This is a genomic window from Rhodoblastus sphagnicola, from assembly GCF_002937075.1.
Taxonomy (GTDB): domain Bacteria; phylum Pseudomonadota; class Alphaproteobacteria; order Rhizobiales; family Beijerinckiaceae; genus Rhodoblastus; species Rhodoblastus sphagnicola.
This window is the reverse complement of record NZ_NHSJ01000038.1, coordinates 108384-134805: the sequence shown is the minus strand read 5'-3', so window position 1 is coordinate 134805 and position 26422 is coordinate 108384. Positions and strand designations below refer to the sequence as shown.

Sequence of the window (26422 nt, the reverse complement as noted above, 5' to 3'; positions counted from 1 at the left end):
TCTCGGCGTGACGGTTAAACCCCTGCTCAACCTCAACGCCGATCTCGGCGAAAGCTTTGGCGCCTGGCGTATGGGCGACGATGCCGAGATGCTCAAACTGGTGCAATCCGCCAACATCGCCTGCGGTTTCCACGCCGGCGATCCCCTGGTGATGAGGACCACCGTCGCGGCGGCGCTGACAGCCGGCGTCAGCCTCGGCGCTCATCCCGCCTACCCGGACCTCCAGGGTTTCGGCCGCCGCGCGTTAGAATGCTCGGCGGGGGAGGTCGAGGCCTTTGTCCTGTATCAGCTTGGCGCGCTTGACGGATTCGCGCGCGCCCACGGCTCGCGCGTGACCCACGTCAAGCCGCATGGCGCGCTCAGCAACGCGGCCTGCCGCGACCAAAACCTCGCCGCCGCCATCGCCCGCGCGACCAAAGCCTACGACCCCAAACTCATCCTGCTCGCCCCGGCTTTGTCGGCCTTGGCGGCGGCGGGGCAAAGCGAAAACCTCGCCACCGCGCTGGAAATCTACGCCGACCGCACCTGTGAGGACGACGGCCAGCTCACGCCACGAGGCCAACAGGGCGCGGTGATCCACGCGCCGGACCAATGTCTCGCCCATGTCCAGAAGATGCTGGCGGCGGGCGGCCTCGTCGCGCGTTCGGGCAAAATCCTGCCCACGCCGATCCATTCGATCTGCGTTCACGGCGACGCGCCTGAGGCCGTGTCGACGGCGGGCGCCCTCAACGCTTGGCTGGCGCAGGCGTTTACCCTGGCGCCCCTGCCGTTGCTGTTTGCTTGAACCGTGCTTGCGTCTCGCGCGCGGCGAAGTATTGTCGCAACGCATTCGCGCGAGTGAAGTTTCTCGCCATTCTCGCAGGGAAAAAGCATGACCGTCGCAGACAAGCCGCGCGCCGAGCGGGTCAAAGAGGGCAAGGCGCTGCGCAAGCAGAGTCCGCGCGCCGCGCACGGGCAATTGCTCGGGCCGAGTCAGCGCGACGCCAACGCCATCCTGGACGCGCAGAACGCGCGCCGCCTGCCGTCGCTGACCGGCCTGCGCCGTGAGTTGATGATCGCCGATCCCTTCGCCTATCTGCGCGGCGCGGCGGCCGTGATGGCGCACGACCTGCAATATCAGCCGATGGCGGGCATTCCCGTGCAGGCCTGCGGCGACTGCCATCTGATGAATTTCGGCGCCTTCGTCACGCCGGAAGACAACATCCTGTTCGACATCAACGATTTCGACGAAACCCTGCCGGGCGTCGACTTCACCGTGGACGTCAAGCGCCTCGCCACGAGTTTCGCGGTGGCGGCGCAGGCGCTCGGCGCCTCGAAAATCGCCCGCCACGCCATGGCGGCGGCGGCGGTCAAGGCCTATCGCAAGCGCATTATCGCCCTGTCGCATCTCTCGCCGCTGGAGGTCTGGCACAGCCGGATCGACCTTGAGCAGGAGGTCGGGAAATTCAGGAATCACGATCTGCGCCGCCAGCTCGAAGTGGTGATCGACCGCGCCCGCGGCGAGGGCCTCGACCGCGACGACAATTTTCCGAAACTCTCGGACTCCGGCGCGCTCCACATCGCCGACAAGCCGCCGCGCCTGTTTCATTTCGCCGATGACAGCGACGCCGGCGAGGGCATAGACGCGGCCGGCGCCTTCGCCAGATATCGCGCCGGTCTCGCGCCGCATGTCGGCGCCGTTTACGACCGCTACGCCCTGAAGGATTTCGTGTTCAAGGCGGTGGGCGTGGGATCGGTGGGAACCTATTGCTATGTCGGCCTGTTCGGCGGCGGCGACGGCGAACCGCTGTTCTTGCAGATCAAGGAGGCGGTCCATTCGGTGCTGGAGGCGATCGATCCCAGGCTCGCCCTCGACGGCCACCAGGGCCAGCGGGTGGTCCTGGGCCAGCGCGTCATGCAGGCGGCCAGCGACATTTTCCTGGGCTGGACCGACCACGAGCCCTCCGGCCGGCACTATTACGTTCGCATCCTGAAGAATCGCCGGCTCGGCGCGGTCAGCGAGATCGCCGAGGAGGCGGGCTTGCTGGATTACGCCAAATTGTGCGGCCGCACGCTGGCGCGCGCCCACGCGCGGTCGAGCGATGCGGCGCTGATGGCCGGCTATATGGGCGACAGCGAGGCGTTCGACGAGGCCATCGCCGATTTCGCGCTCGCCTACGCCAAGCGCAATGAAGCCGATCACGCCGCGCTGGCGGCGGAAAAGTAAGGCGGCTCAGGCGGCGCGGACCTCGGCCAGGAAGGACGCCACGGCGCGTTCGAGGCCCTGGCTCTGCCCCAGCAGCGTTTCGGTCGATTTGAGCACGAGATGGGCCATTTGCCCGGTCTCGCCCGCCGCCTGCGCGACGCCGCCGCCATTGTCGGCGACTTCACGCGTGCGCTGCGACGCCTCTTCGACGTGACGGGCGATTTCCTCCGTCGCGGCGCCTTGCTGTTCGACGGCGGCGGCGATGGCGCCGGACATTTCGTGGATGCGCACGATGGTCTGGGTCATGCCCTCGATGGCGGTGACCGCCGCATCCATTTCCTGCTGCACCGCGCCGATATGGCTGCCGATTTCGCCGGTGGCCACGGCGGTCTGATTGGCGAGAGCCTTGACTTCGCTGGCGACGACGGCGAATCCCTTGCCCGCCTCGCCCGCCCGCGCCGCTTCGATGGTGGCGTTCAGGGCCAAAAGGTTGGTCTGGGCGGCGATGCCGTTGATCAGATTGACGACTTCGCTGATCCTGGCGGTCGAACCGGCGAGGTCGGCGATCTTGCGCGAGACGTCTCCGGCCTCCTGCGTCGCGGTCTCGACCGCAACAGCCGATTGCGACGCCTGCCGCGAAATCTCGGTGATGGAGGCCGACAATTGCGTCCCGGCCGCCGCCACGGTCACGACATTGGCGCTGGCCTGTTCGGTCGCCGCCGCCACCGCCGTGATCTGCCTTCCCGTCTGCTCCGCATTGGCCGACAGGTTGTGGGCGGCTGTGTTCAAGTTCCTGGATGTGGCGCCGACCGTCGAAACAATGTCGCGAATGCGTTGCTCCAACGCATCGGCCATGGCGAGCATAGCCGCGCGCTGGGCTTTGTCATTCTCTTCGCGCTGGCGCTGCTGCGCAAGGCGCATGCTCTCCTGCTCGATCATGCCCTTGCGGAACACGTCGACCGTGCGGGCGAGGGCGCCGATTTCATCCTTGCGCGCCAAACCTTCGACGGTGACGGAGGCGTCGCCGGCGGCCAGTTTCTCCAGCGTGCCGACAACCCTGGCGAGCGGCGCGGTGAGTCCGCGCGCAATGGTGACGATGAACAGGGCGATGGTTCCGGCGCCGACCGACAGCAGCGCGAACAGGCTGAATTTCATCGCGCGATCTGTCTCGGCCACCACTTGCGCGGCGGTCGTCTCGGCCGCCGCCACAAGGCTTGTGCGCGCCTTGGTCAGGAGTTCGGTGGGCGCGCGGTCGATTCCCGTCACGGCCTCGTCGCCCGCCACCGGATCGAAGCCGGACTCCTGGAATTTCCGCAAGCCGTTGCGATAGGCCTTCCCCATATCGTCATGGGCGGTCAGGAAAAGTGTCAAGAGTTGCGCCGAGTCCCGGTCCCGGACGCTGGCTTGCAGGCGCGCGCCGCGTGAATGCACATCGCTTTCCTGCGCCTCGAATTGCTTCCAGTATTTAGAAAAAGACTCAGCCTTTTTCCCGCGCAGCAAAACATCTTTCCATTCCTGAACCTGCTTTTTGAACTCGACTTCCATCGCTTCGACACGAATCGCGTCGGCCTGGCTGGCTATGACCTCGGTCTTGAGAGCCTTGATGCCCTCAAAGGCCTGCGATGCGCCAAAGCCGACGGCGCCGCCGATCAGCGCCAGACTTGTCGCGAAGATCAGCAGAAGCTTCGTTCGGATCAGCAGATTGGAAAACAACATGCGTATTCCCTCATTCCAGCCCCGATGTCGCCGGAGTCCCGATATGCGGGCGACCACATGCCGGGAGTACTGGAAACGCCTGACAACATTCCCGCCCTGCATGCGCCTGAGCCAACATGCGGACGAAACTATATTTTTCTTACATGGTTGGCTGTCGCGAGGCTTGAGCGACGCCCGGCGGGCGCGTCTAGAGCATTTTCACGTTTCGTGAAAACATGAAAATGCTCTAGATTTTTGTTTTAACGCATTTTCTTCACGCGAACCGGTGTCCGCTCCGCTTGAAAACGCTCTAGACCAGACCGGTGAGATAGTAGAGCGCGATCACCACGAACACGGCCGATGTCTTTATGCAGGTGACGGCGAAAATGTCCTTGTAGCTGTCGCGATGGGTCAGGCCGGTGACAGCGAGCAGGGTGATCACCGCGCCATTGTGGGGCAGGGTGTCCATGCCGCCCGACGCCATCGAGGCGACGCGGTGCAGAACCTCCATCGGAATGCCGGCGGCGTTGGCGCTGGCGACGAACTGGTCGGCCATGGCGGCGAGCGCGATCGACATGCCCCCGGACGCCGAGCCGGTAATGCCGGCCAGCGCCGTCACCGTCACGGCCTCGTTGACCAGCGGATTGGGAATCGCGCTCAGCGCGTCGCGGATGACGACGAAGCCGGGCAGGGTGGCGATCACCGCGCCGAAACCATATTCGGACGCGGTGTTCATCGAGGCGAGCAGCGCGCCGGAGACGGCCGCCTTGCCGCCTTCGGCAAAGCCTTTGCGCACCTGCGTCCAGCCCAGCGCCGCCACCGCGAGTATGCCGACGATCAGGGCGCCTTCCACCGCCCAGACCGCGGTGAGCTTGTCCACCGCCACCACGACCGGCTTGGCCATGGCGGCGAGTTTCAGCTCGAAACTCTTGCCGTAATGGCCGGCGATCAGGTTGGTGAAAAGCTTGTTCAGGCCGAACACCAGCGCCAGCGGCGCCAGCGCGAGCCAGGCCGGCGCCAGTTTTTCATGCGTCAGCGGCGGCGGTTCGTTGCTGTGGCCCGCGCCATAGCCCTCGCCGGCCCGCAGCGCCGCGTAACGCCGCCATTCCAGCCAGGCGATGCCGACGATAAAAATGAACAGGCCGCCGAGCGAGCCGAGAATCGGCGCGGCGAAGCCGTCGGTCTTGAAATAGGTGGTGGGAATGATGTTCTGGATCTGCGGCGTGCCCGGCAGCGCATCCATGGTGAAGGAGAAGGCGCCGAGCGCGATGGTTCCGGGAATCAGCCGCTTCGGGATATCGTGCTGGCGGAACATTTCCGCCGCGAACGGATAGACCGCGAACACCACGACAAACAGCGACACGCCGCCATAGGTGAGGATGGCGCCGACCAGCACGATCGAGGCGATGGTGTATTTCGGACCGAGCAGGGCGGTCACCGCCGACACGATGCTCTTGGAAAAGCCGGAAATCTCGATCAGCTTGCCGAACACCGCCCCAAGCAGGAACACCGGAAAATAATCCCGGATGAAGCCGACCATGCGCTCCATGAACACGCCGGAAAAGGCCGCCGGCACGGCGGCGGGATCGGTCAGCAGCACCGCGCCCAAAGCCGCGACGGGCGCGAACAGGATGACGGAAAAGCCGCGATAGGCGACCAGCATCAGGAAAACCAGCGCCGCGACGGCGACAGCAAAGCTCATGTCATTCCTCCCTCCGCTCGCGCCGGTTGGGGCGGCGGGTCTTGATTGACGCAAGTGTAACGCGGAAACGCCGCGCCGCGCACTCGTCCAAAGGATGGACGCGCATTCTCCTTAAGCTTCGCCGCAAATGTTGAGATCGCCGCGCAAGCATGCGACAAGGCCCGCATGAGCGAGACTCTGCAACAAGTCATGGGAATGCTGGCCATCGCCATGTTGGTGGCGATCGTGGCGCGGCGTTTGCGGCTGCCCTATACGGTCGGCCTCGCGCTGGTCGGCGGCGTGCTGGCCTGGTTTGGAACGAGGCGGCTGCCGGCGCTCACCTCGGAACTGCTGTATTATCTCATCCTGCCGCCGCTGCTGTTCGAGGCGGCGCTCACCCTGCGCTGGCGCGAGCTGAAGCGCGACCTGCCGCCGATTCTCGTGCTCGCCGTGTTTGGAACCTTGGCGGCCATGGCGGTCGTCGCCGTCGCTCTGATTTTCCTGATGGGCTGGCCGGTCGCCTCCGCCCTGGTGTTCGCCGCGCTGATCTCCGCCACCGATCCGGTGGCGATCATCGCCATGTTCAAGGACAACGGGGTGAGCGGCCGGATTCGCCTGCTGGTGGAGGCGGAAAGCCTGTTCAACGACGCGGCGGCGGCGGTGCTGTTCGCCCTCGCTTTGGCTTATGCGCTGGCGGGCGGGCAAAACCTGACCGGCGCGCGCATGGCGCTCGACTTCGCGCGCATCGTCGGCGGCGGCGCCGCGATCGGCGTCCTGTTCGGCTTCGCGGTGATTTTTGCCGCGCGCGGAACAAAAGAACATCTGATCGAAATCACCCTCACCGCCATCGGCGCCTTCGGCGCGTTCCTGCTCGCCGAACATTTCCACGTCTCCGGCGTGCTCGCCACGGTGCTCGCCGGCCTGATCGTCGGCAATTACGGGGAGGAGCGCGAGGGCGCCGATTTCCTCTCCGCCAGGGGTCGCGAGGCCTTGGGCGATTTCTGGGATTTCGCCGCCTTTCTCGCCAATTCCATGGTGTTCCTGCTGATCGGCGCGCGCGTGGCGGCGCTGCCCTACGAGCATTATCCCTGGACGGTCTATGCTGGCGCGCTCGCCATCGCGCTGTTCGCCCGCGCCGTCGCGGTCTATCCGCTGGCGGCGCTGTTTTCCCGCACGCGCTGGCGGATCGCGCCGGGCGAGCAGCACATCCTCTGGTGGGGCGGGTTGCGCGGCGCCCTGGCCCTGTCGCTGGCCCTGTCGCTGCCGGGCCGCGTGCCGCTGCGCGACGAAATCGTGCTGGTGACGTTTTTCGTGGTCGCCTTCTCGATTGTCGCGCAAGGCCTGACCATGCCGCCGCTGCTGCGGCGATTGGGTTTTTTGGGCGCCAGTGACGAGCAACCCAATCGTCCCGAGCCGTGACCGGCCTGGCGCCTTCGCGTCCTTCCGGGATTACGCGCAGGTCTCGCGCAAAACGTTCTTTTGCACCTTCCCCATCGTGTTGCGGGGCAGGGCGTCCACGAAGTGGATGCGCTTGGGCTGCTTGAATTTCGCCAGCCGCCCGGCCAGCGCCGCAAGGATTGCCGCATCGTCGATGGCCGCGCCTTTTTCGCGCACCACCACCGCCACGACCGCCTCGCCGAAATCGGAATCGGGCAGGCCGATCACCGCGCTTTCGACCACGCCGGGCAAAGCGTCGATCTCGCCCTCGACCTCCTTGGGATAGATATTCAGCCCGCCGGAAATAATCAGATCCTTGCCGCGCCCGACGATCTGGACATAGCCGTTGGCGTCGATCCGCCCGAGATCGCCGGTGATGAAAAACCCGTCCGGCCGGAACTCGGCCGCCGTCTTCTCCGGCATCAGCCAATAGCCCCTAAAAACGTTCGGGCCGCTCACCTCGATCATGCCGATTTCGCCCTGCGGAAGCTCCACGCCGCTGTCGGGATCGACCACGCGCAGGGAAACGCCGGGCAGCGGCAGACCCACGGTCCCGGCGATGCGGTCGCCGTCATAAGGATTCGACGTGCTCATGTTGGTCTCGGTCATGCCATAGCGTTCGAGGATGGCATGGCCGGTGCGCTCCTGAAAGGCGCGATGGGTCTCGGCCAGCAGCGGCGCCGAGCCGGACACGAACAGCCTCATATGCGCGCAAGCCTCTCGCGTAAAACCCGGCTCCTCCAGCAGGCGGGTGTAGAATGTCGGCACGCCCATCAGGACGGTGCCGCGCTTCATGGCGGCGACGACGTGCGGCGCGGAAAATTTCGGCTGGAAGATCATGCGGGCGTTGGCCAGCAGCACGCAATTGGTGGCCACGAACAGCCCATGGGTGTGATAGACGGGCAGGGCGTGAATCAAGACGTCTTCTGGCGAAAACCGCCAATAATCCACCAGCGTCAGGGCGTTGGAGGCGAGGTTGTCATGGCTGAGCATGGCGCCCTTGGAGCGCCCGGTCGTGCCCGAAGTGTAAAGTATGGCGGCGAGATCGTCTTTTTCGCGCGCGACATTTGTGAATGTGTCGGCGCTGGCGGCGGCGCGCGCGAAAAGCGCCCCATCCATCTCCGCGCCATGCGTAAGAACGCGGGCTTCGGCCTCCCGCGCGGCCGGCGCATGGGCCTCGGCCCTGTCGGGATCGCACACGAAAACCGTCGGCCGCGCATCGGACAAAAAGTAGCCGACCTCATGCGGGGTGTAAGCGGTGTTGAGCGGCAGGAACACGGCGCCGGCGCGCAGGCAGGCCAGATAGATGAACAGGACGGCGGGCGACTTCTCCATCTGCACGGCGACGCGGTCGCCGGGCGCGACCCCGGCGGCGACCAGGGCATTGGCGTAGCGCGCGCTCGCGGCGAGCATTTGCCGATAAGAAATGTCGCAGCCCTCGGCCTCGATGAAAATCTTGTCAGGGTCGGCGATGCGCCGCGCGATCAGATCGAAGAAATAATTCATGACAGCCTCGGTCTTCTCCCTCTCCCCGCAGGCGGGGAGAGGGAATCACTCCCGCAAATCAACCCGGATCGGGACATGGTCCGAAGGCTTGTCCTTGGCGCGCATATCCCGGTCGATTGTCACCCCGACCAACCGATCCGCCGCCTGCGGCGACAGCAGCAGATGGTCGATGCGCAGCCCCAGATTCTTCGGCCAGCACCCGGCCTGATAATCCCAGAACGTATATTGCTTGGCCTCATCCGTCGTGGCGCGCAAGGCGTCGGTCAACCCAAGCGCCAGCAACTCCCGAAATTTCTCGCGCGTCGGCAGGGCGTAAAGCGCGTCGCCTACCCAGCCGGCGGGATCGTAAACATCGCGCGCGTCGGGGATCACATTGTAATCGCCCGCCAGCACGAAAACCTCTTCATGCTTGAGCATTGCGCGCGCGTGAAAAATCAGCCGCTCCATCCACGCCAGCTTGTAGGTATATTTCTCCGTCCCCAACGGATTGCCATTGGGCAGATAGAGACAGCCGACCCGCGCCGCGCGCGACCCAAACGGGATCACGGCTTCAATATAGCGCGCCTGCTCGTCGGTCTCATCGCCGGGCAGGCCGGCGACCCATTCCATCGGCGCCTTGGAGAGCAGCGCCACGCCATTGTAGCTTTTCTGGCCGTGCACCGCGACATTGTAGCCGGCCGCCTCGAATTCGAGCCGGGGAAACGCCTCGTCCTGACATTTGATCTCTTGCAGGCACAGCACGTCCGGCGCGACATCGCGCAAATAGGCCAGCACATGCTCGACGCGCAGGCGCACCGAATTGATGTTCCAGGTCGCGATCCGCATCTTAATGCCGCGCCGCGCGCGCGCTCTTTTGCATCAGCTTGGGCGTCGGCCCGTGCGGCGTCACGCCCTCGCGCATCAGCGCGCGGCGCAGCAGCCCGAACGCCGAGAAAAACGTCAGCGCGAAAGCGCGGGCGAAATCCACCGGCAGCGCATGGATCAGCAGCGAGCGGTTGAGCATGTCGATGCCGTTGACGCGGAAACCGATGTCGCGGGCGCGGTCGCGCTCGTAAGAGGCCAAAGCCCGCGTAATCTTGTCGGCCTCGTCGAGATCGACGCCCTCAAGGCAATCGACCAGACTGGCGACGTCGCGCAGCGTGAGGTTCAACCCCTGCGCGCCGATGGGCGGGAACAGATGCGCGGATTCCCCGATCAAGGCGAGCCGCAGCCCGGTGACGCCACTGGTCTTCAGCGCGCCCATCGGGAAGGCGCCGACGGGACCGTCGAGCGTGATGTGGCCGAGAAAATCGTGCGACTGTTCCTGGATTTCCGCCGCCAGTTCTTCCGGCGCCAAGGCCTTCAACCGCACGGCTTCGCGCGGCGTCACCAGCCAGACCAGGCTGGAGCGATGCGGCGCGCCCTCGCGGCCTTGCAGCGGCACGAAAGTGAACGGGCCGGAACGTTTGTGATATTCGGTGGAAATATTGTGATGCGGCTTTTCATGCTTGAGCAGCACGGTCAGCGCGACCTGCGGATAGGTCCAGGTTTTCACGGTAATTCCGGCGACCTGCCGCGCCTGCGAATTGCGGCCCTCGCCGGCGACGATGAATTTGGCGTCGATCCATTGGCCGCTGGCAAGCCGCGCCCGCGCCCCGGAATAATTCAGCTCGAAGGCGTCGAGCAGGCCCTCGACCAGCGTGATCAGAGGATTCTTCCGCGCGGCTTCCGCCAGTTCGGCGACGAGAACATTGTTTTCGACATTCTGGCCGAAGGCGTCGAGATCGATCTCCCTCGCGCGAAACTCCTTGGGCTGGGTGGGAAAGATCGAGCCGGTGTCGTCGATCAGGCGAATGCCCTCCATCGGCGCCGCGCGGCTCTCCAGCGCCGGCCACAGCCCCAGCGCGCGAAAGAATCGCAGGCTGCCCTCGAACAGGGCCACGGTGCGGCCAGCGAGATGGGTTTCGACCTTGCCGACCACCACCACCGTGCGGCCCTGCGCGGCGAAGGCATGGGCGGCGGCAAGTCCGGCCGAGCCGGCGCCGGCGACAAGAACGTCGCATTCGTGGGGTATGGTCTCGCTCATGGCGCCCTCATATTGTGGAGGCTTCATTTAGGGGCTTTGCCAAGGCGAGTTCAAGGGCCGCCCTTCGTTAAGCCTGCGATCATGTAAAACTTGAAAGTTTTCGCCGTTTGCGCGCTGATGAGGCGAGGGCGCGCCATGACCGGTCAGACCGACACCACTCCATCCAGACGCTCCATCCTCGCGGGCGCCGCGGTCTTGGGCGCCGCCGGAGGGGTCGGCGCGCTGGCGTGGCGGCGTTACGATCTTGGCGGCAAGCTGTTCAATCCGCTGGCCGCCGACCGCTTCGATCTTCCGCCTGTTCCCGGCCTGACCGACACGCTCGGCGCGCAAATTCCCGGCTTTTCCGCCGCCGACATTGCGGGCAAGGCGGTGTTCCTCAATGCGTTCGCCTCGTGGTGCCCGCAATGCCGCGAGGAGCACCAGGCGCTGGTCGAATTCGCCCGCTCCGGCGCGACCATTTACGGAATCGCCTCCGTGGACGATCCGGACAACACGCTGAAATATCTGCGCGCGTTCGGCAACCCCTACGTGCGGGTCGGCGTCGATCACAAGGGCTGGCTGTACCGGGCGCTGGGCGCGCGCGGCATCCCCGCCAGCTTCGTGCTGGCGCCGGCGCCAAAAATCGCGTTCAGCCATTTCGGCCCCATCGCGCTCGCCGAGCTGAAAGCCAGCATTCCCAAAGCCTTGCAGGGCGCCGCGTTCTGATCGCGCAAACCTGCTTGGTTTTCTCATTGTTAACCTTTACAGGTTTTCGTGAGGACAAGCGCGCCCCGACGCTGGGCGCAGAGCCAAGAGTCCGAAGCGGAGGTATCAATGAAGAAGGTGATTCTGCTGGGCGTCGCCCTCGCCAGCGCGCTGACGCTGGGTGGCTGCGGCTACTCGCGCGAGGAGCGCACGGTCAACGGCGCTGCGGTCGGCGCGGCCTCGGGCGCGGTCATCGGCGGTGTCGCCAGCCACAGCGCGGGCGGCGCCGTCGCGGGCGCGCTGCTTGGCGGCGCGGCCGGCGGCATCATCGGCGCCAACAGCAATCCCCCGCCGCCGCGCCGCCGCTGCGCCGAATGGGACGAGGATTACTACGGCCGCCGCCACTGCACGGCGTGGTACGATTGAGTTGAGAGTCGCCGTGGATCGCCCTCGTGCTTGGAGACGCGCCTTTCAGCCGCGCCTCGGGATGAGGGCGACTTGAGTGGTTGACTCTATCATTAGCCCTCACCCTGAGGAGTCCGCCAAAGGCGGGCGTCTCGAAGGGCGAGGGCGGTCCACGGCTCTTGCCGCCATGACGCCCACCCCCGACACCCTGCTCGCAGAAAAATTCCTGCCCTCGCCCAACCACGGCGCGCGCCGCGTCGGCCCGACCGACGCGCTAATCCTGCATTACACCGGCATGCCCACGGGCGAAGCGGCGTTAAAACTGCTCACCACTGAGCAGGGCGGCGTGTCCTGCCATTATCTGGTCTGGGAAGACGGCCGCATCTGGCAATTGGTGGCGGAAGACCGCCGCGCCTGGCACGCCGGCAAAAGTTTCTGGGCCGGCGAGACCGATCTCAATTCCCGCTCCATCGGCGTCGAGATCGTCAATCCCGGCCATAGCGACGGCTTGCCATATCGTCCCCACGAAATCTTCGGCGGTTGCCCGCCTTTCCCCGAACCGCAGATCGCGGCGGTGATCGCCCTCAGCCGCGACATCTGCGCGCGCGTAAAAATCCCGCCGCAACGGGTGCTGGCCCATTCCGACATCGCGCCGTCGCGCAAAATCGACCCCGGCGAATTGTTCCCCTGGGCGCGCCTGCACGCGGCGGGCGTCGGCCTCTGGGTCGAACCGTCAACACTCCGCCCCGGCCCGACGTTCGAGCCGGGCGCGCTCGGCCCGCCGGTGGCGGCGCTGCAACACATGCTCGCGGCTTACGGCTATGGCGTCGAAATCACCGGCGCCTATGACGCGGCGACCCAAGACGCCGTCGCCGCGTTTCAGCGCCATTTTCGGCCGGAGAAGGTCGATGGGATCGCCGATGTCTCGACGCTGGAGACTCTTCGCGCCTTGCTGGAAGCCACGGCGTCGGCATAAGCGGCGTTGTTGGTGCGGGCCGCCCGAAAACCTCAGCCCTCGCCGGCTCCCGGAGCCAGCCAGGACGCGATCCGATCCGCGAGGGTCGAGAGGTCCGAATGGCCATAGGCGGCGTTTTCAATCGCCCGCTCGACCAGATTGCGGAAGGCTTCGGCGGAAATCCGCACATTTGGCGCGCAGGACAGCGCGCAGGCGCTGACGATGCCGTGAATCACCCGCAGATCGTCGCGGCTGAGCGGCTCTTGTTCTCTTACGTATTCCCTTGCGGAAACCGCCGGGCTTTTCGCGTTACGCGTTGACGGACGCGCCCGACTTTTCGGCGCGGCTGTCTCCGTCGTTTCGGCGGCGGCGTCCTTCACGGTCTCCACGATCTCCACAGTCTCCACATCCGGTTCTTCGTCGAGCAATGCGCTCCATTCGACATCGAGCGCCGCCGCCAGCCGATGCGCCCAGGCGAGGGTCATCTTCTGCCCCCGCTTGAGCGGCCCCTTGCGCAAGCGCCAAATCTCCAGCTCCGGCGCGCCCACCAGATCGGCAAGTTCCCTGTCCTTGAGGTCTTTCGCGGTCATGAGTTGAGCGAGCTTGGTCATGACCTTATTTTAGGCCATGCGGCCGGCGGCTTCAATGCGCTTGCGCGGCGCAACCGAGAGTCGCCCGCCGGCGCTCCACAGGTTTTCCACAAGTTTTCCCCAACCGCCCGCGTCAGCATGCCGTCTTGCCGCACTTCGCCACCGCATCGAGCTTCGCCTTCAATTCGTCATAGCCCACGGCCCCGACCACCACTTCGTCGCCGAGGACATAGGAGGGCGTGCCGTTGATCGACAGGGAATCGCCGAGTTTCAGCACGCTCGCGAGCTTGTCCTTGACCTCGGGATCGGCGGCGTCCTTTTGCAGCTTCGCCATGTCGAGGCCCATCTCCTTGGCCACGGCCAAAGCCTGCTCGCGGCCGACATGGCCCTTGGTCATCAGAAGTTTTTGATGGAAGTCCCAGAATTTCGCGCCGGAAAGCTGGTTGCGCGCGGCGGAGGCGATCTGCGCGGCCTCGACCGAATCGGCCCCGAGCACGGGGAAATCCTTCAGCACCACGCGCAAGTCCGGGTTGCTCTTGATCAGATTGGCGAGATCGCCCAGCGCCCGTTTGCAATAGCCGCAATTGTAGTCGAAGAACTCGACCAGCGAGACTTTTCCCGTGGGATTGCCGAGCACGGCCTGAAAGTCGGAATTGAAAATATCCTTGCTGGCGTGCGCGATCACGGCGCGGCGCGCGTCGCTTTCCTCGGTCTTCTGCCGGCTCTCCAACTCCGCCGCCATGTCGCGCAGGATTTCGGGATGGCTCACGAGGTAATTCTTGACGATCGTCTCGATCTCGCTCTTCTGCGGCGCGGAAAATTCGGCGGCGCGTACCGGCAGGGCGAGAAGCAAGCCGGCGACGGCGGCCAGGGTGATCTTGCGCGGATGCGACATGGACAACTCCAGGGGAAGGATCTAACCCTCCATAACCTATTCCCGGTTTCGGGTCGAATTGGGTTTCTCCATGTCGGATATGCAATGTCTCACGCCCGCGCGCCGCGCGGCGATCGCCCCCTTCCTCGCCATGGACGTGATGCGCGAGGCTTTGCAATTGCGCGCGACCGGCAGGGACATCATCCAGATGGAGGTCGGCGCGCCCTCCGCCGGGCCGCCGCGCCTCGCCCGTGAGGCGGCCATCGCCGCGCTGGACGGCCGCCCGATCGGCTACACCGACGCCCTCGGCCTCGCCTCGCTGCGCCAGCGAATCGCGCGCCACTATCGCGAGTCCTATGGCGTGGATGTCGAACCGGAGCGCGTGGCGGTGACGACCGGCTCGTCCGGCGGCTTCATCATGGCCTTCCTCGCCCTGTTCGACGCCGGCGCGCGGGTGGCGATCAACTGCCCGTCCTATCCCTGTTACCGCAACATTTTGGCCGCGTTCGGGGTCGAGACGGTGGATCTGCGCGGCCTCGCCGGCGTGACGCCCGAAGCGGTGGCGGCGGCCGACGATTCGCAAAAACTCGACGGCCTGCTGTTGATGAACCCCTCCAACCCCACCGGCGCGCTGCAAAGCGACGAGTCGATGCGGGCCATCGCCGATATCTGCGACAAGCGCGGCATCAAATTCATTTCCGACGAAATCTACCACGGCCTCACCTACGAGCGCCCGGCGCGGACGGCGCTGGCCTGGTCGCAAAATGCGGTGATCGTGAACTCGTTTTCCAAATATTACTGCATGACCGGCTGGCGCGTCGGCTGGCTGGTGGTTCCGCCGGGGTTTTCGCGCGTCATCGAGCGGTTGCAGCAATCGCTCGCCATTTCCGCGCCGACGCTGTCGCAGATCGCGGCGGAAGCGGCGTTCGACGCCACGCAGGACCTGGAGGCGGTCAAGGCCGGCTACGCCAAAAACCGAACAATCCTGCTCGATGCGCTCGATGGCATGGGGTTCGCCCTCGCCCCCGCCGACGGCGCCTTTTACGTCTATGCCGACATCTCCAGATTCTCGGACAATTCGCTGTCCTTCTGCAAGGATCTGCTGGAGCGCGCCGGCGTGGCGGCGACGCCCGGCGTCGATTTCGACCCGACGCAGGGCGCGCGCGCGATGCGGTTTTCCTATGCCGGCGCGCAGGCCGACATGATCGAGGCCATGCGCCGGCTCAAGGCGTTTTTGCGACGCTGAAGCCGACGGGGCCAAGTGCGAAACAAGCGGCGAAAAACAGTCAGTTCAGCAGCGCGCCCCAGGCGGCAAACAGCTTTTCCAGATCGGCCCGCAGCGGGGCGAAAGCAAAACTTTCGCTGCCGATTTCGGTGTAGCGCCGGGCGAAATCGACGATTTGCGGCGCCGACAGACACAGGCGCAGCGCGTCGCGCCCGCCGATCTGCACGATCTGGCCGAGATGCAGGCCCTGCTGGCGCAAGGCGCGCAGCACCGCCTCCGCCGCGCCCTTCGCGCCCCCGCGCATCAGGATGGGAATGAGCGTGGGCTCGCCGCCGCTTTCGTCGATTTCGAGTTGCGGCAGCATCATGACCTGCCGCCGCGCCTCGCCGTGGAAGCAGGCCTTGGCCATCTCGATCAGCGCGGGATCCAGCGCGCAAAAAACTTCGAGTTCGGCGAGCGCCGCTTCCCAGCGCAGGCCGAGTCCGCCGTTGCAGCGCGCCCCGAACGGGCCGGCGATGCGGTCGCGCAGCAGCGGGGGCCAGTCGTAATAAGCGAAATGGTCGGCAAGCCCCTCGGGCCAGGGGATGTCGTCGCCCTCCGCCAGCGCCCGCGCGAACCCGCCGGGAACCAGCAGCGCGCCGGAAAAGGCCGGACCGCCGAGAAATTTCGAGCCGGAGACCATCACCAGGAAGCCGGAGTCGAGGTCGGCGCGCACCTGTTCCGGCTTGCAGCGCAACTGGCAGGCGTCCACCACCACCGTCACCTCGCCGGGATTATCCCGCAGCAGGGCTTTGGCGCAATCGCGCGAAATCGCGGATAGCCCGGTCTTGGAGCCGTCGAGCAGATGCACCAGCGTATGGGCGTGGCGCGCCCGGGCCACGCGCACCAGCGCGCAAGCCTTGGCGTCGATCTCGCTCGCGGGCAGGGGCTTTCCGTCGGCGTCGCGCAGCGGCAGCGCGGCCAGCGCCGCCACGCCTTCCCAGCCGTCGAGCGCGAAACCCGCGCGTCCCGCGCCAAACGGCGCGCTGTTGAGAAAATGCCGTCCGGAGGCCGCCAGCGGCGCGCCGCGCCCGGTTTCCTCCGGGCCGATCAGGATGTTGACGATTTTCTGGCCGGGCGCGGCGCGGGCGCTGGCGAGCGCGAGCGCGGCATATTCGGCCTGGGTGCCCGAGGCGCAGAACACGGCTTGCGTCTCGGGGGGCGCGAGCAGGTTGAGCAGGCGGCGGCGCAGGTCGGCGAACCAGTCCTCGCTCTCTCCGGCGAGGAAGGCGCAGGGCAGGGCTGCGCTCGCGGCCTCCCAGCCACGCGGCGAAACGCCGGAGGCGGTGGAGGAGGAGAACCAGATGTCCCCGGCGTGGGGACGCGCCCGAGCGCCGTAGCGGTTACGCCCGTCGGGGCCGAGCGCGATGCGCTCGTCGCCGCCGCTCGCGAGCATCATCGCGAGCAGCGGATTGCCGGCCTCGGCGCGAAACAGCGGCGCGAGGGTCGGCGGGCGACCTGAGGAAAGGTTGGGCTGGCTCATGAACTCTCCGCAAGCACGAAACTGGCGTGCCAAATGCGACACGGCGGCCATTTTTTGTCACGAAGCTTGCCCGCAGGCGCCCACACTGCCGGTTGCGCCAAAATAATTTTCTTTGCCTTAATAGAGAATCGCTTATCCTCTGAAACAGCGAGGAGCGGTTCATGGCGTGGTTCTCAAACAGAGGCCAATGCAAAAAAGCCTCAAATAGAGGCCAATATAGACCGCGCGTCGCTGTACACCTTCATTTGCGTAAGCCTCCGTCGTGCTCGCCTCCCTAGGCGGGCGCGCGAACCCTCTTGAGCTTGAGGAGACAGCGCGTGGGTAAACAACTTGATCGCAAGCGGAGCCGCGGCTCCCGGAGTCCTCAGCGAAACGCCGAAATCATAGACTTCAAGGGTCTGAAATTCCAGCACGACCGTAATCCGCCGCCGATCAAGGCCCTCAACGCCACCCAGGCCGACTATCTCGCGGCCTTGAGACATTCCCAGCAAATCGTCGTTCTTGGCCCCGCCGGGGCCGGCAAGACCTGGATAGCCGCCACTTACGCCGCCGATCTGTTCCGCCAGGGCCGCATCGAAAAAATCGTCCTCACCCGCCCCAACGTCCCCTGCGGCCGTTCGCTCGGCTACTTTCCCGGTTCGTTGCAGGAGAAATTCGCCCCCTGGGCCGTTCCCATCGCAGAAGCGATCAAGGAGCGCATCGGCGAGGCCGCCTTCGACATTGCGGTCAAGCGCGGCGATATCGAAATGGTCCCGTTCGAGGTGATGCGGGGTCGCACGTGGCGGAACGCCTTCGTGCTGCTCGACGAGGCGCAGAACACATCGGTCATGGAGATCAAGACGTTTCTCACCCGCATCGGCGAGGAATGCATTTCCGTGGTCAACGGCGACGTCAGCCAGTCCGACATCCGCGAGGCCTCCGGCCTGAGCCGCATGATCGAGCTGATCCGGGCGAACGATCTGCCGGTGCCGGTGATCGAATTCACCCTGGACGACATCGTCCGCTCCGGCCTGTGCGCGATGTGGGCGCGGGCTTTTGAAGGGGACGCGCGGCTCTGACGTTTCGCGGCGGGCGCTCATGCGTCCGCCGCGCTATTGCGGACCCGCGTCATCTCGGCGCGCGAAACACATATTCCTTGAGCAGATATTTGAGCCCGCGCGTCCAGGCGACGTCATTATTGCCGCGAATATCGACGCTGCCGCCTTGCAAAACCTGCCCGGTCTCGACATCGGCGATGCGGATGTTGAGATTGAGGATGAGGTTGCTGACCTTTTGCGCCCAGGCGACCACGGCGACTTTCGCCCCGGCCTGTTTCGCCAGTTCGACCTCGCAGCCGTTGCAATCGTGGATATCGCGGACAGCGCCAAGACCGGCGGCCACGACGGAAAGATCGACCGGCTGGTACTGGCCTGAGTCCGCGAGAGCTTTGCGCAGCGCCGCGTCCATGGTCCTGACCCGTTCCACCTCGTCCGGCGACGTCGCTTCCGGCGAGGAATTGACGAAAACGGCGGGAAATACGGCGGCCGGCGCGGCTTGAGCGACCGGGGAGAAAGACAAGGTGGCGACCAGAGCAATAGAGCGTGTCAAATCGCGCATGGAGCCTCCCGGAAAAAGCAACTCGGATAAGTCGCATAGAGGCCTTCGGGTGAAGGATGAAGAAAGGCGCCGCTTCTTCCTTCTCCCCAAAGCCCGTCGTGAGACGGGCGTCTTGCGACTCCCTTTGGCGGGAGAAGGGTATCACCCCCAAAGACTCGCATCCGGCGGATAAATCACCGACCCCTCGCACCGCAGCCCCTCCGGCCGGTCCTGCGCCAACAACAGCGGGCCGTCGAGATCGACGAAGCGCGCGCGCGCCGCCAGCAGCAGGGCAGGGGCCATGGCGAGCGAGGACGCCACCATGCAGCCGACGAACAGCCCGAAACCGAGCTTTTCCGCCTCGTCCGCCAAAGCCAGCGCCTCGGTGAGGCCGCCGGTCTTGTCGAGCTTGATATTGACGAGGTCGTAGCGGTCGCGCAGAGCCGCGAGACCGGCGCGGTCATGCACGCTCTCGTCGGCGCAGACCGGAATTTTTCGCGGCCCCGCCAAGGCCGCATCGGCGTTCGCCGGCAACGGCTGCTCGATCAGCGCCACGCCCGTCTGCACGCAGGCGTCGAAAAATTCCGGCAAATCCTCGGGGCGCCAGGCCTCGTTGGCGTCGGCGATGATTTCGGCCTCCGGCGCCGCCGCGCGCACGGCCAACAGCCGCGCCGGATCGCCGGCGCCCGCCAGTTTCACCTTCAGCACCGGCCGCTCCGACGCAGCCGCCGCCGCGCGCGCCATTTCCTCGGGCGTTCCGACCGACAAAGTGTATGCAGTGACGCAAGGCGACATCCGCGACAGGCCCGCCATCTGCCAGGCGGGAACGCCGGCGAGCTTGGCGTCGAGGTCCCACAGCGCGCAGTCCAGCGCATTGCGCGCCGCGCCCGGCGGCAGCAGCTTTTGCAGGGCGAAGCGGTCTGCGCCCGCCTCCAACGCGTCCCGCGCGGAAAAAATTTGCGCCAGCACGCTGCCGATGCTCTCGCCATAGCGCGCATAGGGCGTGCATTCGCCGCGCCCGCGCGCCCCCCCTTGCGTCAGTTCGGCCACCACGACGTCGGCTTGCGTCTTGGCGCCGCGCGAAATGACAAAAGGTTTCGCCAGCGAAAAACTCTGGGCGGCGGCGGACAGGCGGCGGGGGGCGGACGATGTCATGCGAACCAAATCCCTGCCGCTTTGCCAAAAGGCTGCGGCGTGTTGTATCTCTAGCTGCGGTCAGCAAATCAGAGTCGCGGCAAATGTCAAAGCCGGCGGAAAATCTCCCGGACTTTTCTGTGGAGCGGGTTGGGTCGAGCGCCCGCGTCGTGTTGCGCGGGGCCTGGACCATTGCGGCCTCGCGCGCGCTGGAGCGCGCGGCGCAAAACCTCAGCCTCGCCGCGACGGGCGCGGAAAACGCCGAAATCGATTTCGCGGGCGTAACCCGGCTGGACACCGCCGGCGCCTGGCTGATCGACAAGGCGCGCCAGCACATGGCCGCGGCCGGGATCGCGGCGCAATTCGCCGGCGCCAGCCCGGAAAAGGCCATTTTGCTGAAAGAGGCCGCCTACGCGCCGGCCGCACTCGACAAGGCGCCGCGCGAAAACGCCCTGATGGCCCTGCTGGTCGGCCTCGGCGCCTGGAGTGTCGGCATGGCCGACCAAATCGTGCGCGGCGTCGCCTTTCTCGGCGAACTCGCGTTCGGCGCATTGAAGGTGATGGTCTGGCCCAAGGCCATGCGGCCGACCTCGATGGTGTTTCATCTGGATAGTTTCGCGCTGCGCGCCGTGCCGATCATCGCCACCATCAATTTCCTGGTCGGCTGCATCGTGGCGCAGCAGGGCATTTTCCAACTGGCGCGCTTCGGCGCCTCGACCTATGCCATCGACATGGTCGGCGTGCTGGTGCTGCGCGAATTGGGCGTGCTGCTCACCGCGATCATGGTCGCCGGCCGCTCCGGATCGGCCATCACCGCCGAACTCGGCTCGATGAAAATGCGCGAGGAGGTTGACGCGCTCAGGGTGATGGGCATTTCTCCGATGGAGGCGCTGGTGCTGCCGCGCATGGTGGCGCTGGTCGTCGCCCTGCCGCTCTTGACCGTTATCGGCGACATGGCCGCCCTGTTTGGCGGAATGGTAACTTCTTACCTTTACAACGGTGTCAGTCCGCAGGTGTTCGCGGAGCGCCTGCAACAGGCGATCGGCATGAACACTTACCTCGTCGGCCTGATCAAGGCGCCGTTCATGGCGCTGGTGATCGGCATGATCGCGGCGATCGAGGGGTTTCGGGTGGAAGGCTCGGCTGAATCTCTGGGGCGCAGGGTGACGGCTTCCGTGGTCAATTCGATTTTCATGGTGATTTTTCTCGATGGACTTTTCGCCATCTTCTTCGCCTCGATCAGCTATTGACGCCATGACCGAGGCCGAGCCGATCATTTCCGTTCGCGGCCTCGAAGTGGGGTTCGGCGCGCGGAAAATCTTGAAAGGCCTCGATCTCGACGTCGCGCCGGGCGAGGTTCTGGGTTTTGTCGGCGGCTCCGGCCAGGGCAAGTCCGTGCTGACCCGCGCCATTCTCGGCCTCAACGCCAAACAGGCCGGCGTCATCGAGGTTTTTGGCGAGGACATCGACAAGATGGCGCCCGCGAGCCACCGCGCGCTGGAGCGGCGCTGGGGCGTGATGTTCCAGGGCGGCGCCCTGTTCTCCAGCCTGACGGTGAAGCAGAACATCCAGGCGCCGATGCGGGAATATCTAAAACTGTCGCAAAAGCTGATGGACGAGTTGGCGGGCCTGAAACTGAAGCTGGTGGGGCTGCCGCCGGACGCGGCCGACAAGTTTCCCTCGCAATTGTCCGGCGGCATGGTCAAGCGCGCGGCGCTGGCGCGGGCCTTGGCGCTCGACCCCGAACTGCTGTTCCTCGACGAGCCGACCTCCGGCCTCGATCCGATCGGCGCCGCCGATTTCGACGACCTGATCGCTACCTTGCGGAAAACATTGGGGCTGACCGTGTTCATGGTCACCCACGACCTCGACAGTCTTTATTCAATATGCGACACAATCGCGGCGCTGGCCGACGGCAAGGTGATCGCCCACGGCCCGCTCGAAGCCATGCTCGCATCCGACCACCCTTGGTTGCGCGCCTATTTCCATGGCAAAAGGGCCAGGGCGATTCGTTCGCCGAACGAGATGGCGCCGGCATGAACGGCCATGGGAGCACATGCGCATGGAAACGCGCGCCAATTATGCGCTGATCGGCCTGTTCACGCTTGTCGTGATCCTCGGCGGCTTCGGCTTCGCCTGGTGGTTCTCCACCACCGGCAAGACCACGGTCCACAAGACCTATCAGGTCAATTTCTCCGGCTCGGTCTCCGGCCTGTCGATCGGCGGCTACGTCCTGTTCAACGGCCTTCGTGTCGGCGAGGTGCGCGATCTCGGCCTGCGCCCGGACGATCCGACCAAGGTTTACGCGCGGATCGAGATCGACGCGCGCACGCCGGTCAAGGTTGACACCAAGGCGCAACTCGAAATGGGCGGCCTCACCGGCGTCGCCTCGCTGGCCCTGCTCGGCGGCTCCAGGGATGCGGAGGCCCTGCCCGACGGCGCCGTGATCGACGCCGCGCCCTCGCAATTCCAGGACCTGATGATCGCGGCGCAAAGACTCGCCGGCAAGGCCGACGACTTCCTCGACAAGGCCAACAAACTGGTCGAGGCCAATTCCGGAACCTTGACCGCGACCGCGAAAAACATCGAGGCGCTGACGGGAACCCTGGCCGAAGCCGCCGACGGCGTGCGCAAGGCGCTCGAAGCCGTCGATCCGGAAAAAATGCGCTCCATCCTCGGCAACGCCGATTCCGCCGTGATCAAGCTCAACGGCCTGCTGGGCTCGGGCAGCGGCAAGACGGTGATCGCCGATGTGGCCGAGGCGGCGCGTTCGATCAAGAAACTGGCGGACAATCTCACCGAATTTTCCAAAACCGGCCTGAAACAATACGAAAACCTCGCCATCGATGGCCGCCGCACGCTCGAAAGCGTGGACCGGGCGGCGCGGCGCCTCGACAAGGATCCGCAGAGCCTGCTGTTCGGCCCGAAACAGGCGCTGCCGGAATATCAGGGACGATGACGTGATGCGCTCCCTCCTTCTTATTCTCGCCCTTGCGCTCGCCGGTTGCGCGGTGACGCCGAAAGCCTACGATCTCAGCGCCGCCGCCCCGGCTTTATCCGCGCGCGGAACCCTGGCGCACGGAGCCTTGGCGCACGGAGCCCTGGCGGTTGAGGCGAGCGCCGAACCGCCGCTCGACGGCGATGTGATCGTGATCCGCACGGCGAACGGTTTGGAACGCCTCGGCGGCGCGCAATGGGCGGAGACCCTGCCGCGCCTGGCGCAAAGCCGCGTCACGCAAAGTCTCGAAAACGCGGGCTGGCGCGTCGAAGACTCGGCCGCCGCGCGGTTGCGCGTCTCGATCCGGCGTTTTGAAGTGGATTCCGTGCGGCGCGAGGTTTTGGTGGAGTTGGAAGCACAGCTTTCAGGCGCTGCGCGCGTTTTTTCCGCGCGTGAACCGATTGGCGAAATTTCCGGCGCGGAGCCGGCCCAGGCGCTCGACCGCGCTTTCTCCCGCGTGCTCGCCGATCTCGCGCGCTGGACGGTCGCGTCTCGCTGAACGCCGATCTCAAGTCTCGCGGATGAAAGCGAAAACGCCCGCCGGGGGGAGGAACCGGCGGGCGTATCTGCAAACGGGGGACGTGTCCGCACCCGTCTGCGGGGAGAACTTTCCCGAACGTCATCTCGTTCGGTCATGAGATATTGATTGGATGTGAACGGTTTTGAAACCCCAATTTTTTGCAACGCAGCATTGCGTCAGGCGCATAATGATGGCGCTGCGCCAGGGGCTTGTTTCCAGCACGGACTTTCAACAGACAGTCATAGGCCGAAATGCCGACGGTATCATGACGACGCCGGGCGTCGCTGCTGCGCCTGCTTCAGGAAAAGCCCGGTGTGCGAGGCCTTGGCCTTCATGATCGCCTCCGGCGTTCCCTGCGCGACAATGGTTCCGCCACCGTCGCCGCCCTCCGGCCCCAGGTCGATCACCCAGTCCGCCGTCTTCACCACATCGAGATTGTGCTCGATCACCACCACGCTGTTGCCCTGTTCAACCAGTTCATGCAGAACTTCAAGCAGCTTGCTTACATCGTGGAAATGCAAGCCGGTTGTCGGCTCATCGAGAATGTAGAGCGTGCGGCCGGTCGAGCGCCGCGACAATTCCTTCGACAGCTTGACCCGTTGCGCCTCGCCGCCGGACAGCGTGGTCGCCTGCTGACCGACCTTGACATAATCAAGTCCGACCCGCGCCAGCGTCGTCATCTTGTCGCGGATCGAGGGCACGGCCTTGAACAGTTCGCCGGCCTCCTCCACCGTCATGTCAAGAACATCGGCTATGCTCTTGTCTTTATAGCGAACTTCCAATGTTTCCCGATCGTAACGCTTGCCCTTGCAGACATCGCAGGTGACATAGACGTCGGGCAGGAAGTGCATCTCGATCTTGATGACGCCATCGCCCTGGCAGGCCTCGCAGCGCCCACCCTTGACGTTGAAGGAGAACCGGCCCGGACCGTAGCCGCGCGTCTTGGCCTCCGGCAGGTTGGCGAACCAGTCGCGGATGGGGGTGAACGCGCCGATATAGGTGGCGGGATTGGAGCGCGGCGTGCGGCCGATCGGCGACTGGTCGATGTCGATCACCTTGTCGATCAGATCCAGCCCCTCCAGCGCGTCGAATGGCGCCGGACGCTCCATCGCGCCATTGAGCCGCCGCGCCACCGCCTTGTACAGCGTGTCGATGATCAACGTGGACTTGCCGCCGCCGGACACCCCGGTGACGCAGGTGAACAGGCCGAGCGGGATCTCGACATCGACATTGCGCAAATTGTTGCCGCGCGCGCCGAAAAGCTTCAGCATGCGTTCGGGGTCCGGCTTGCGCCGCGTTTTCGGCGTCGCCACCTGCTTGCGGCCGGTCAGATAGTCGCCGGTCAGCGAATTCGGGTCGGCCATGATCTGCGCCGGCGTGCCCTGCGCCACGATCTTGCCGCCATGCACGCCCGCGCCCGGCCCGACATCGACGACATAATCGGCGAGAAGGATGGCGTCCTCGTCATGCTCGACCACGATCACGGAATTGCCGAGGTCGCGCAGACGCTTCAGCGTCTCCAACAGTCGGGCGTTGTCGCGCTGGTGCAGCCCGATGGACGGCTCGTCCAGCACGTAAAGCACGCCGGTCAGCCCGGAGCCGATCTGCGATGCCAACCGGATGCGCTGGCTCTCGCCACCCGAAAGCGTGCCGGAATTGCGCGACAAAGTGAGATAATCCAGCCCCACGTCCACCAGAAATTTCAGCCGCTCGTCGATCTCGCGCAAAATGCGGCCGGCGATCTCGTTGCGCTTGGAATCGAGCTTTTCCGGCAGTCCCGCGAAGAATTTCTGCGCATCGCGCACCGAAAGCTCGGAGATTTCGGCGATGTGCCGATGGTCGATCTTGACCGCCAGCGCCTCCGGCTTGAGCCGGAAGCCGGAACAGGCGTCACAGGGTTTGGCCGTCGTATAGCGGCCGATTTCCTCGCGCACCCAATCGCTTTCGGTCTCGACGATCCGCCGCTCCAGATTGCGGATCACGCCTTCAAACGGCTTTTTCACCTCATAGCTGCGGCTGCCGTCGGAATATTGGAACAGGATTTCCTGCTCGCCGGTGCCGTAAAGAATCATCTCTTTCGCGACGGCTGAAAGTTTCGACCAGCGGTCCTCGACCCGGAACTTGAACGCGCGGCCCAAAGCCTCCAGCGTCTGCCCGTAATAGGGCGACGGCGACTTGGCCCAGGGCGCGATGGCGCCTTTCTTCAAGGTCAACTCGGGATTGGGCACGATCAGCTCGGCGTCCACCTTCTGCTCAAAGCCGATGCCGCCGCATTTCGGACAGGCGCCAAACGGATTGTTGAAGGAAAACAGACGCGGCTCGATCTCGGGAATGGAAAAGCCGGACACCGGACAGCAAAATTTCGACGAAAACAGGATGGGGGGCTTGGCCTCGCCCTCGGTGTCGGCGAATTCCACCACGGCGATGCCGTCGGCCAGCTCCAGCGCGGTCTCAAAACTTTCGGCCAGCCGGGCGGAAATGTCGGGCCGCACGATGAGGCGGTCCACCACCACGTCGATGTCGTGCTTGAGTTTCTTGTCCAGCGCGGGGGCGTCGGCGATGTCGTAAAAAGCGCCGTCGATTTTCACGCGCTGAAAGCCGCGCTTCAAAAATTCGGCGATTTCCTTGCGATATTCGCCCTTGCGCCCGCGCACCACCGGCGCCAGCAGGAAAAGCCTGGAACGCTCGGGCAGGGCCAGCACGCGGTCCACCATCTGGCTGACCGTCTGGCTCTCGATCGGCAGGCCGGTCGCCGGCGAATAGGGAATGCCGGCGCGCGCCCATAGCAGGCGCATGTAATCGTGGATTTCCGTCACCGTGCCCACGGTGGAGCGCGGGTTTTTCGACGTGGTCTTCTGCTCGATGGAAATGGCCGGCGACAGCCCGTCGATATGATCGACGTCCGGCTTCTGCATCATTTCCAGGAATTGCCGCGCGTAAGCCGACAGGCTCTCGACATAGCGCCGCTGGCCCTCGGCATAAATGGTGTCGAACGCCAGCGAGGACTTGCCCGAGCCCGACAGGCCGGTGAACACCACCAGTTTGTCGCGGGGAATGGTCAGACTGACATTCTTCAGATTGTGCTCGCGCGCGCCGCGCAGCGTGATCACCCGGCCCTCGCCGATGCGCAAGGCCACCTGTTCAGGGGTTTCGACCTGTTCCGGCGTTTCGGCCGGGGCGGAGCCCGGCTTGGGTTTGCGGGCGGGCGGCTTCTTTTTCGACGTCTGATCCATCTCAGCTTCCACGAGTCATCGCGGTGTATGTAACCCACGCGGCCGTTTTTTCCACCCGCCCGGACACCGTCACGCCGGGTTCGTCCCGGCCATCCGCGGCGGCGCGGCGGTTGTTTCTTGCACATTCCGCGCCGCCTT

General features: G+C 65.3%; 23 protein-coding genes. 12 read left to right on the top strand and 11 right to left on the bottom strand.

The window, feature by feature from the left end; genetic code table 11:
• The first annotated feature begins 7 nt into the window (after window positions 1-7).
• Window positions 8-784, top strand: coding sequence for a LamB/YcsF family protein (locus tag CCR94_RS05335; protein WP_244593949.1), 777 nt, complete (start codon window positions 8-10; stop codon window positions 782-784).
• Window positions 785-871: 87 nt separating this feature from the next.
• Complete coding sequence (locus CCR94_RS05330; protein ID WP_104506830.1) at window positions 872-2206, top strand: DUF2252 domain-containing protein; 1335 nt, start codon at window positions 872-874, stop codon at window positions 2204-2206.
• 6 nt (window positions 2207-2212) lie between these two features.
• Here CCR94_RS05330 and CCR94_RS05325 read toward each other — a convergent pair whose 3' ends face one another.
• Window positions 2213-3901 carry a methyl-accepting chemotaxis protein gene (locus CCR94_RS05325; protein WP_158254631.1) on the bottom strand — a complete coding sequence of 563 codons (1689 nt, stop codon included), beginning with the start codon at window positions 3899-3901 and terminating at the stop codon, window positions 2213-2215.
• Between the two features lie 289 nt (window positions 3902-4190).
• Complete coding sequence (locus CCR94_RS05320; RefSeq protein ID WP_104506828.1) at window positions 4191-5582, bottom strand: GntP family permease; 1392 nt, start codon at window positions 5580-5582, stop codon at window positions 4191-4193.
• A gap of 165 nt (window positions 5583-5747) precedes the next feature.
• On the opposite strand from CCR94_RS05320, the gene CCR94_RS05315 reads away from it, so the two are divergent.
• Entirely contained in the window at window positions 5748-6980 is a 1233-nt protein-coding gene (locus CCR94_RS05315; RefSeq protein WP_104506827.1) for a cation:proton antiporter, read from the top strand.
• A 30-nt stretch (window positions 6981-7010) separates the two neighbouring features.
• On the opposite strand, the gene CCR94_RS05310 is transcribed toward CCR94_RS05315, so the two are convergent.
• The 3 genes from CCR94_RS05310 to CCR94_RS05300 are packed head-to-tail and all read right to left on the bottom strand — an operon-like array spanning window position 7011 to window position 10569.
• Window positions 7011-8504 carry a malonate--CoA ligase gene (locus tag CCR94_RS05310; RefSeq protein WP_104506826.1) on the bottom strand — a complete coding sequence of 498 codons (1494 nt, stop codon included), beginning with the start codon at window positions 8502-8504 and terminating at the stop codon, window positions 7011-7013.
• Between the two features lie 45 nt (window positions 8505-8549).
• A complete protein-coding gene (gene xth, locus CCR94_RS05305) occupies window positions 8550-9329 on the bottom strand; it encodes an exodeoxyribonuclease III (RefSeq protein WP_104506825.1) in 780 nt (259 codons plus the stop codon).
• A gap of 1 nt (window position 9330) precedes the next feature.
• The gene (locus tag CCR94_RS05300) at window positions 9331-10569 is read right to left on the bottom strand and encodes an FAD-dependent monooxygenase (RefSeq protein ID WP_104506856.1); all 1239 of its coding nucleotides are present in this window, start codon (window positions 10567-10569) and stop codon (window positions 9331-9333) included.
• Window positions 10570-10704: 135 nt separating this feature from the next.
• On the opposite strand from CCR94_RS05300, the gene CCR94_RS05295 reads away from it, so the two are divergent.
• From CCR94_RS05295 to CCR94_RS05285, 3 genes are all read left to right on the top strand, one after another.
• A complete protein-coding gene (locus CCR94_RS05295; protein ID WP_244593948.1) occupies window positions 10705-11274 on the top strand; it encodes a redoxin family protein in 570 nt (189 codons plus the stop codon).
• Between the two features lie 108 nt (window positions 11275-11382).
• Window positions 11383-11679, top strand: a complete 297-nt coding sequence (locus tag CCR94_RS05290; RefSeq protein WP_104506824.1) for a lipoprotein — start codon at window positions 11383-11385, stop codon at window positions 11677-11679.
• Between the two features lie 166 nt (window positions 11680-11845).
• Window positions 11846-12634 carry an N-acetylmuramoyl-L-alanine amidase gene (locus CCR94_RS05285; RefSeq protein ID WP_104506823.1) on the top strand — a complete coding sequence of 263 codons (789 nt, stop codon included), beginning with the start codon at window positions 11846-11848 and terminating at the stop codon, window positions 12632-12634.
• Window positions 12635-12666: 32 nt separating this feature from the next.
• Here the strand turns inward: CCR94_RS05285 and CCR94_RS05280 are convergent, their stop codons facing one another.
• Together CCR94_RS05280 and CCR94_RS05275 are read right to left on the bottom strand one after the other, a co-directional pair.
• The gene (locus CCR94_RS05280; RefSeq protein ID WP_104506822.1) at window positions 12667-13224 is read right to left on the bottom strand and encodes a helix-turn-helix domain-containing protein; all 558 of its coding nucleotides are present in this window, start codon (window positions 13222-13224) and stop codon (window positions 12667-12669) included.
• A gap of 112 nt (window positions 13225-13336) precedes the next feature.
• On the bottom strand, window positions 13337-14098 hold the full coding sequence (locus CCR94_RS05275) for a DsbA family protein (RefSeq protein WP_104506821.1): 762 nt from the start codon (window positions 14096-14098) through the stop codon (window positions 13337-13339).
• 70 nt (window positions 14099-14168) lie between these two features.
• On the opposite strand from CCR94_RS05275, the gene CCR94_RS05270 reads away from it, so the two are divergent.
• On the top strand, window positions 14169-15323 hold the full coding sequence (locus CCR94_RS05270) for a pyridoxal phosphate-dependent aminotransferase (protein WP_244593947.1): 1155 nt from the start codon (window positions 14169-14171) through the stop codon (window positions 15321-15323).
• Between the two features lie 40 nt (window positions 15324-15363).
• Here CCR94_RS05270 and CCR94_RS05265 read toward each other — a convergent pair whose 3' ends face one another.
• Window positions 15364-16824 (bottom strand): hypothetical protein, encoded by a 1461-nt coding sequence (locus CCR94_RS05265; RefSeq protein WP_104506820.1) that lies wholly within the window; start codon window positions 16822-16824, stop codon window positions 15364-15366.
• 383 nt (window positions 16825-17207) lie between these two features.
• Here CCR94_RS05265 and CCR94_RS05260 point away from each other — a divergent pair, with 383 nt between their 5' ends.
• Window positions 17208-17882: a PhoH family protein gene (locus CCR94_RS05260; RefSeq protein ID WP_244593950.1), complete on the top strand. Its 675-nt coding sequence runs from the start codon at window positions 17208-17210 to the stop codon at window positions 17880-17882.
• A gap of 49 nt (window positions 17883-17931) precedes the next feature.
• Here the strand turns inward: CCR94_RS05260 and CCR94_RS05255 are convergent, their stop codons facing one another.
• A complete protein-coding gene (locus CCR94_RS05255; protein WP_104506818.1) occupies window positions 17932-18420 on the bottom strand; it encodes a DUF3280 domain-containing protein in 489 nt (162 codons plus the stop codon).
• A 141-nt stretch (window positions 18421-18561) separates the two neighbouring features.
• Complete coding sequence (dgcA, locus tag CCR94_RS05250; RefSeq protein WP_104506817.1) at window positions 18562-19554, bottom strand: N-acetyl-D-Glu racemase DgcA; 993 nt, start codon at window positions 19552-19554, stop codon at window positions 18562-18564.
• Between the two features lie 83 nt (window positions 19555-19637).
• Here dgcA and CCR94_RS05245 point away from each other — a divergent pair, with 83 nt between their 5' ends.
• Genes CCR94_RS05245 through CCR94_RS05230 form a run of 4 tightly spaced genes read left to right on the top strand, consistent with a single transcriptional unit; the run spans window position 19638 to window position 23030 of the window.
• Window positions 19638-20783 carry an ABC transporter permease gene (locus CCR94_RS05245; RefSeq protein ID WP_104506816.1) on the top strand — a complete coding sequence of 382 codons (1146 nt, stop codon included), beginning with the start codon at window positions 19638-19640 and terminating at the stop codon, window positions 20781-20783.
• 4 nt (window positions 20784-20787) lie between these two features.
• Window positions 20788-21573: an ABC transporter ATP-binding protein gene (locus tag CCR94_RS05240; protein ID WP_244593946.1), complete on the top strand. Its 786-nt coding sequence runs from the start codon at window positions 20788-20790 to the stop codon at window positions 21571-21573.
• 22 nt (window positions 21574-21595) lie between these two features.
• Window positions 21596-22492 (top strand): MlaD family protein, encoded by an 897-nt coding sequence (locus tag CCR94_RS05235; protein ID WP_104506852.1) that lies wholly within the window; start codon window positions 21596-21598, stop codon window positions 22490-22492.
• Window positions 22493-22496: 4 nt separating this feature from the next.
• Window positions 22497-23030, top strand: coding sequence for an ABC-type transport auxiliary lipoprotein family protein (locus CCR94_RS05230; RefSeq protein WP_158254630.1), 534 nt, complete (start codon window positions 22497-22499; stop codon window positions 23028-23030).
• A 284-nt stretch (window positions 23031-23314) separates the two neighbouring features.
• On the opposite strand, the gene uvrA is transcribed toward CCR94_RS05230, so the two are convergent.
• Window positions 23315-26284 carry an excinuclease ABC subunit UvrA gene (gene uvrA, locus CCR94_RS05225; RefSeq protein WP_104506814.1) on the bottom strand — a complete coding sequence of 990 codons (2970 nt, stop codon included), beginning with the start codon at window positions 26282-26284 and terminating at the stop codon, window positions 23315-23317.
• Window positions 26285-26422: the final 138 nt, after the last annotated feature.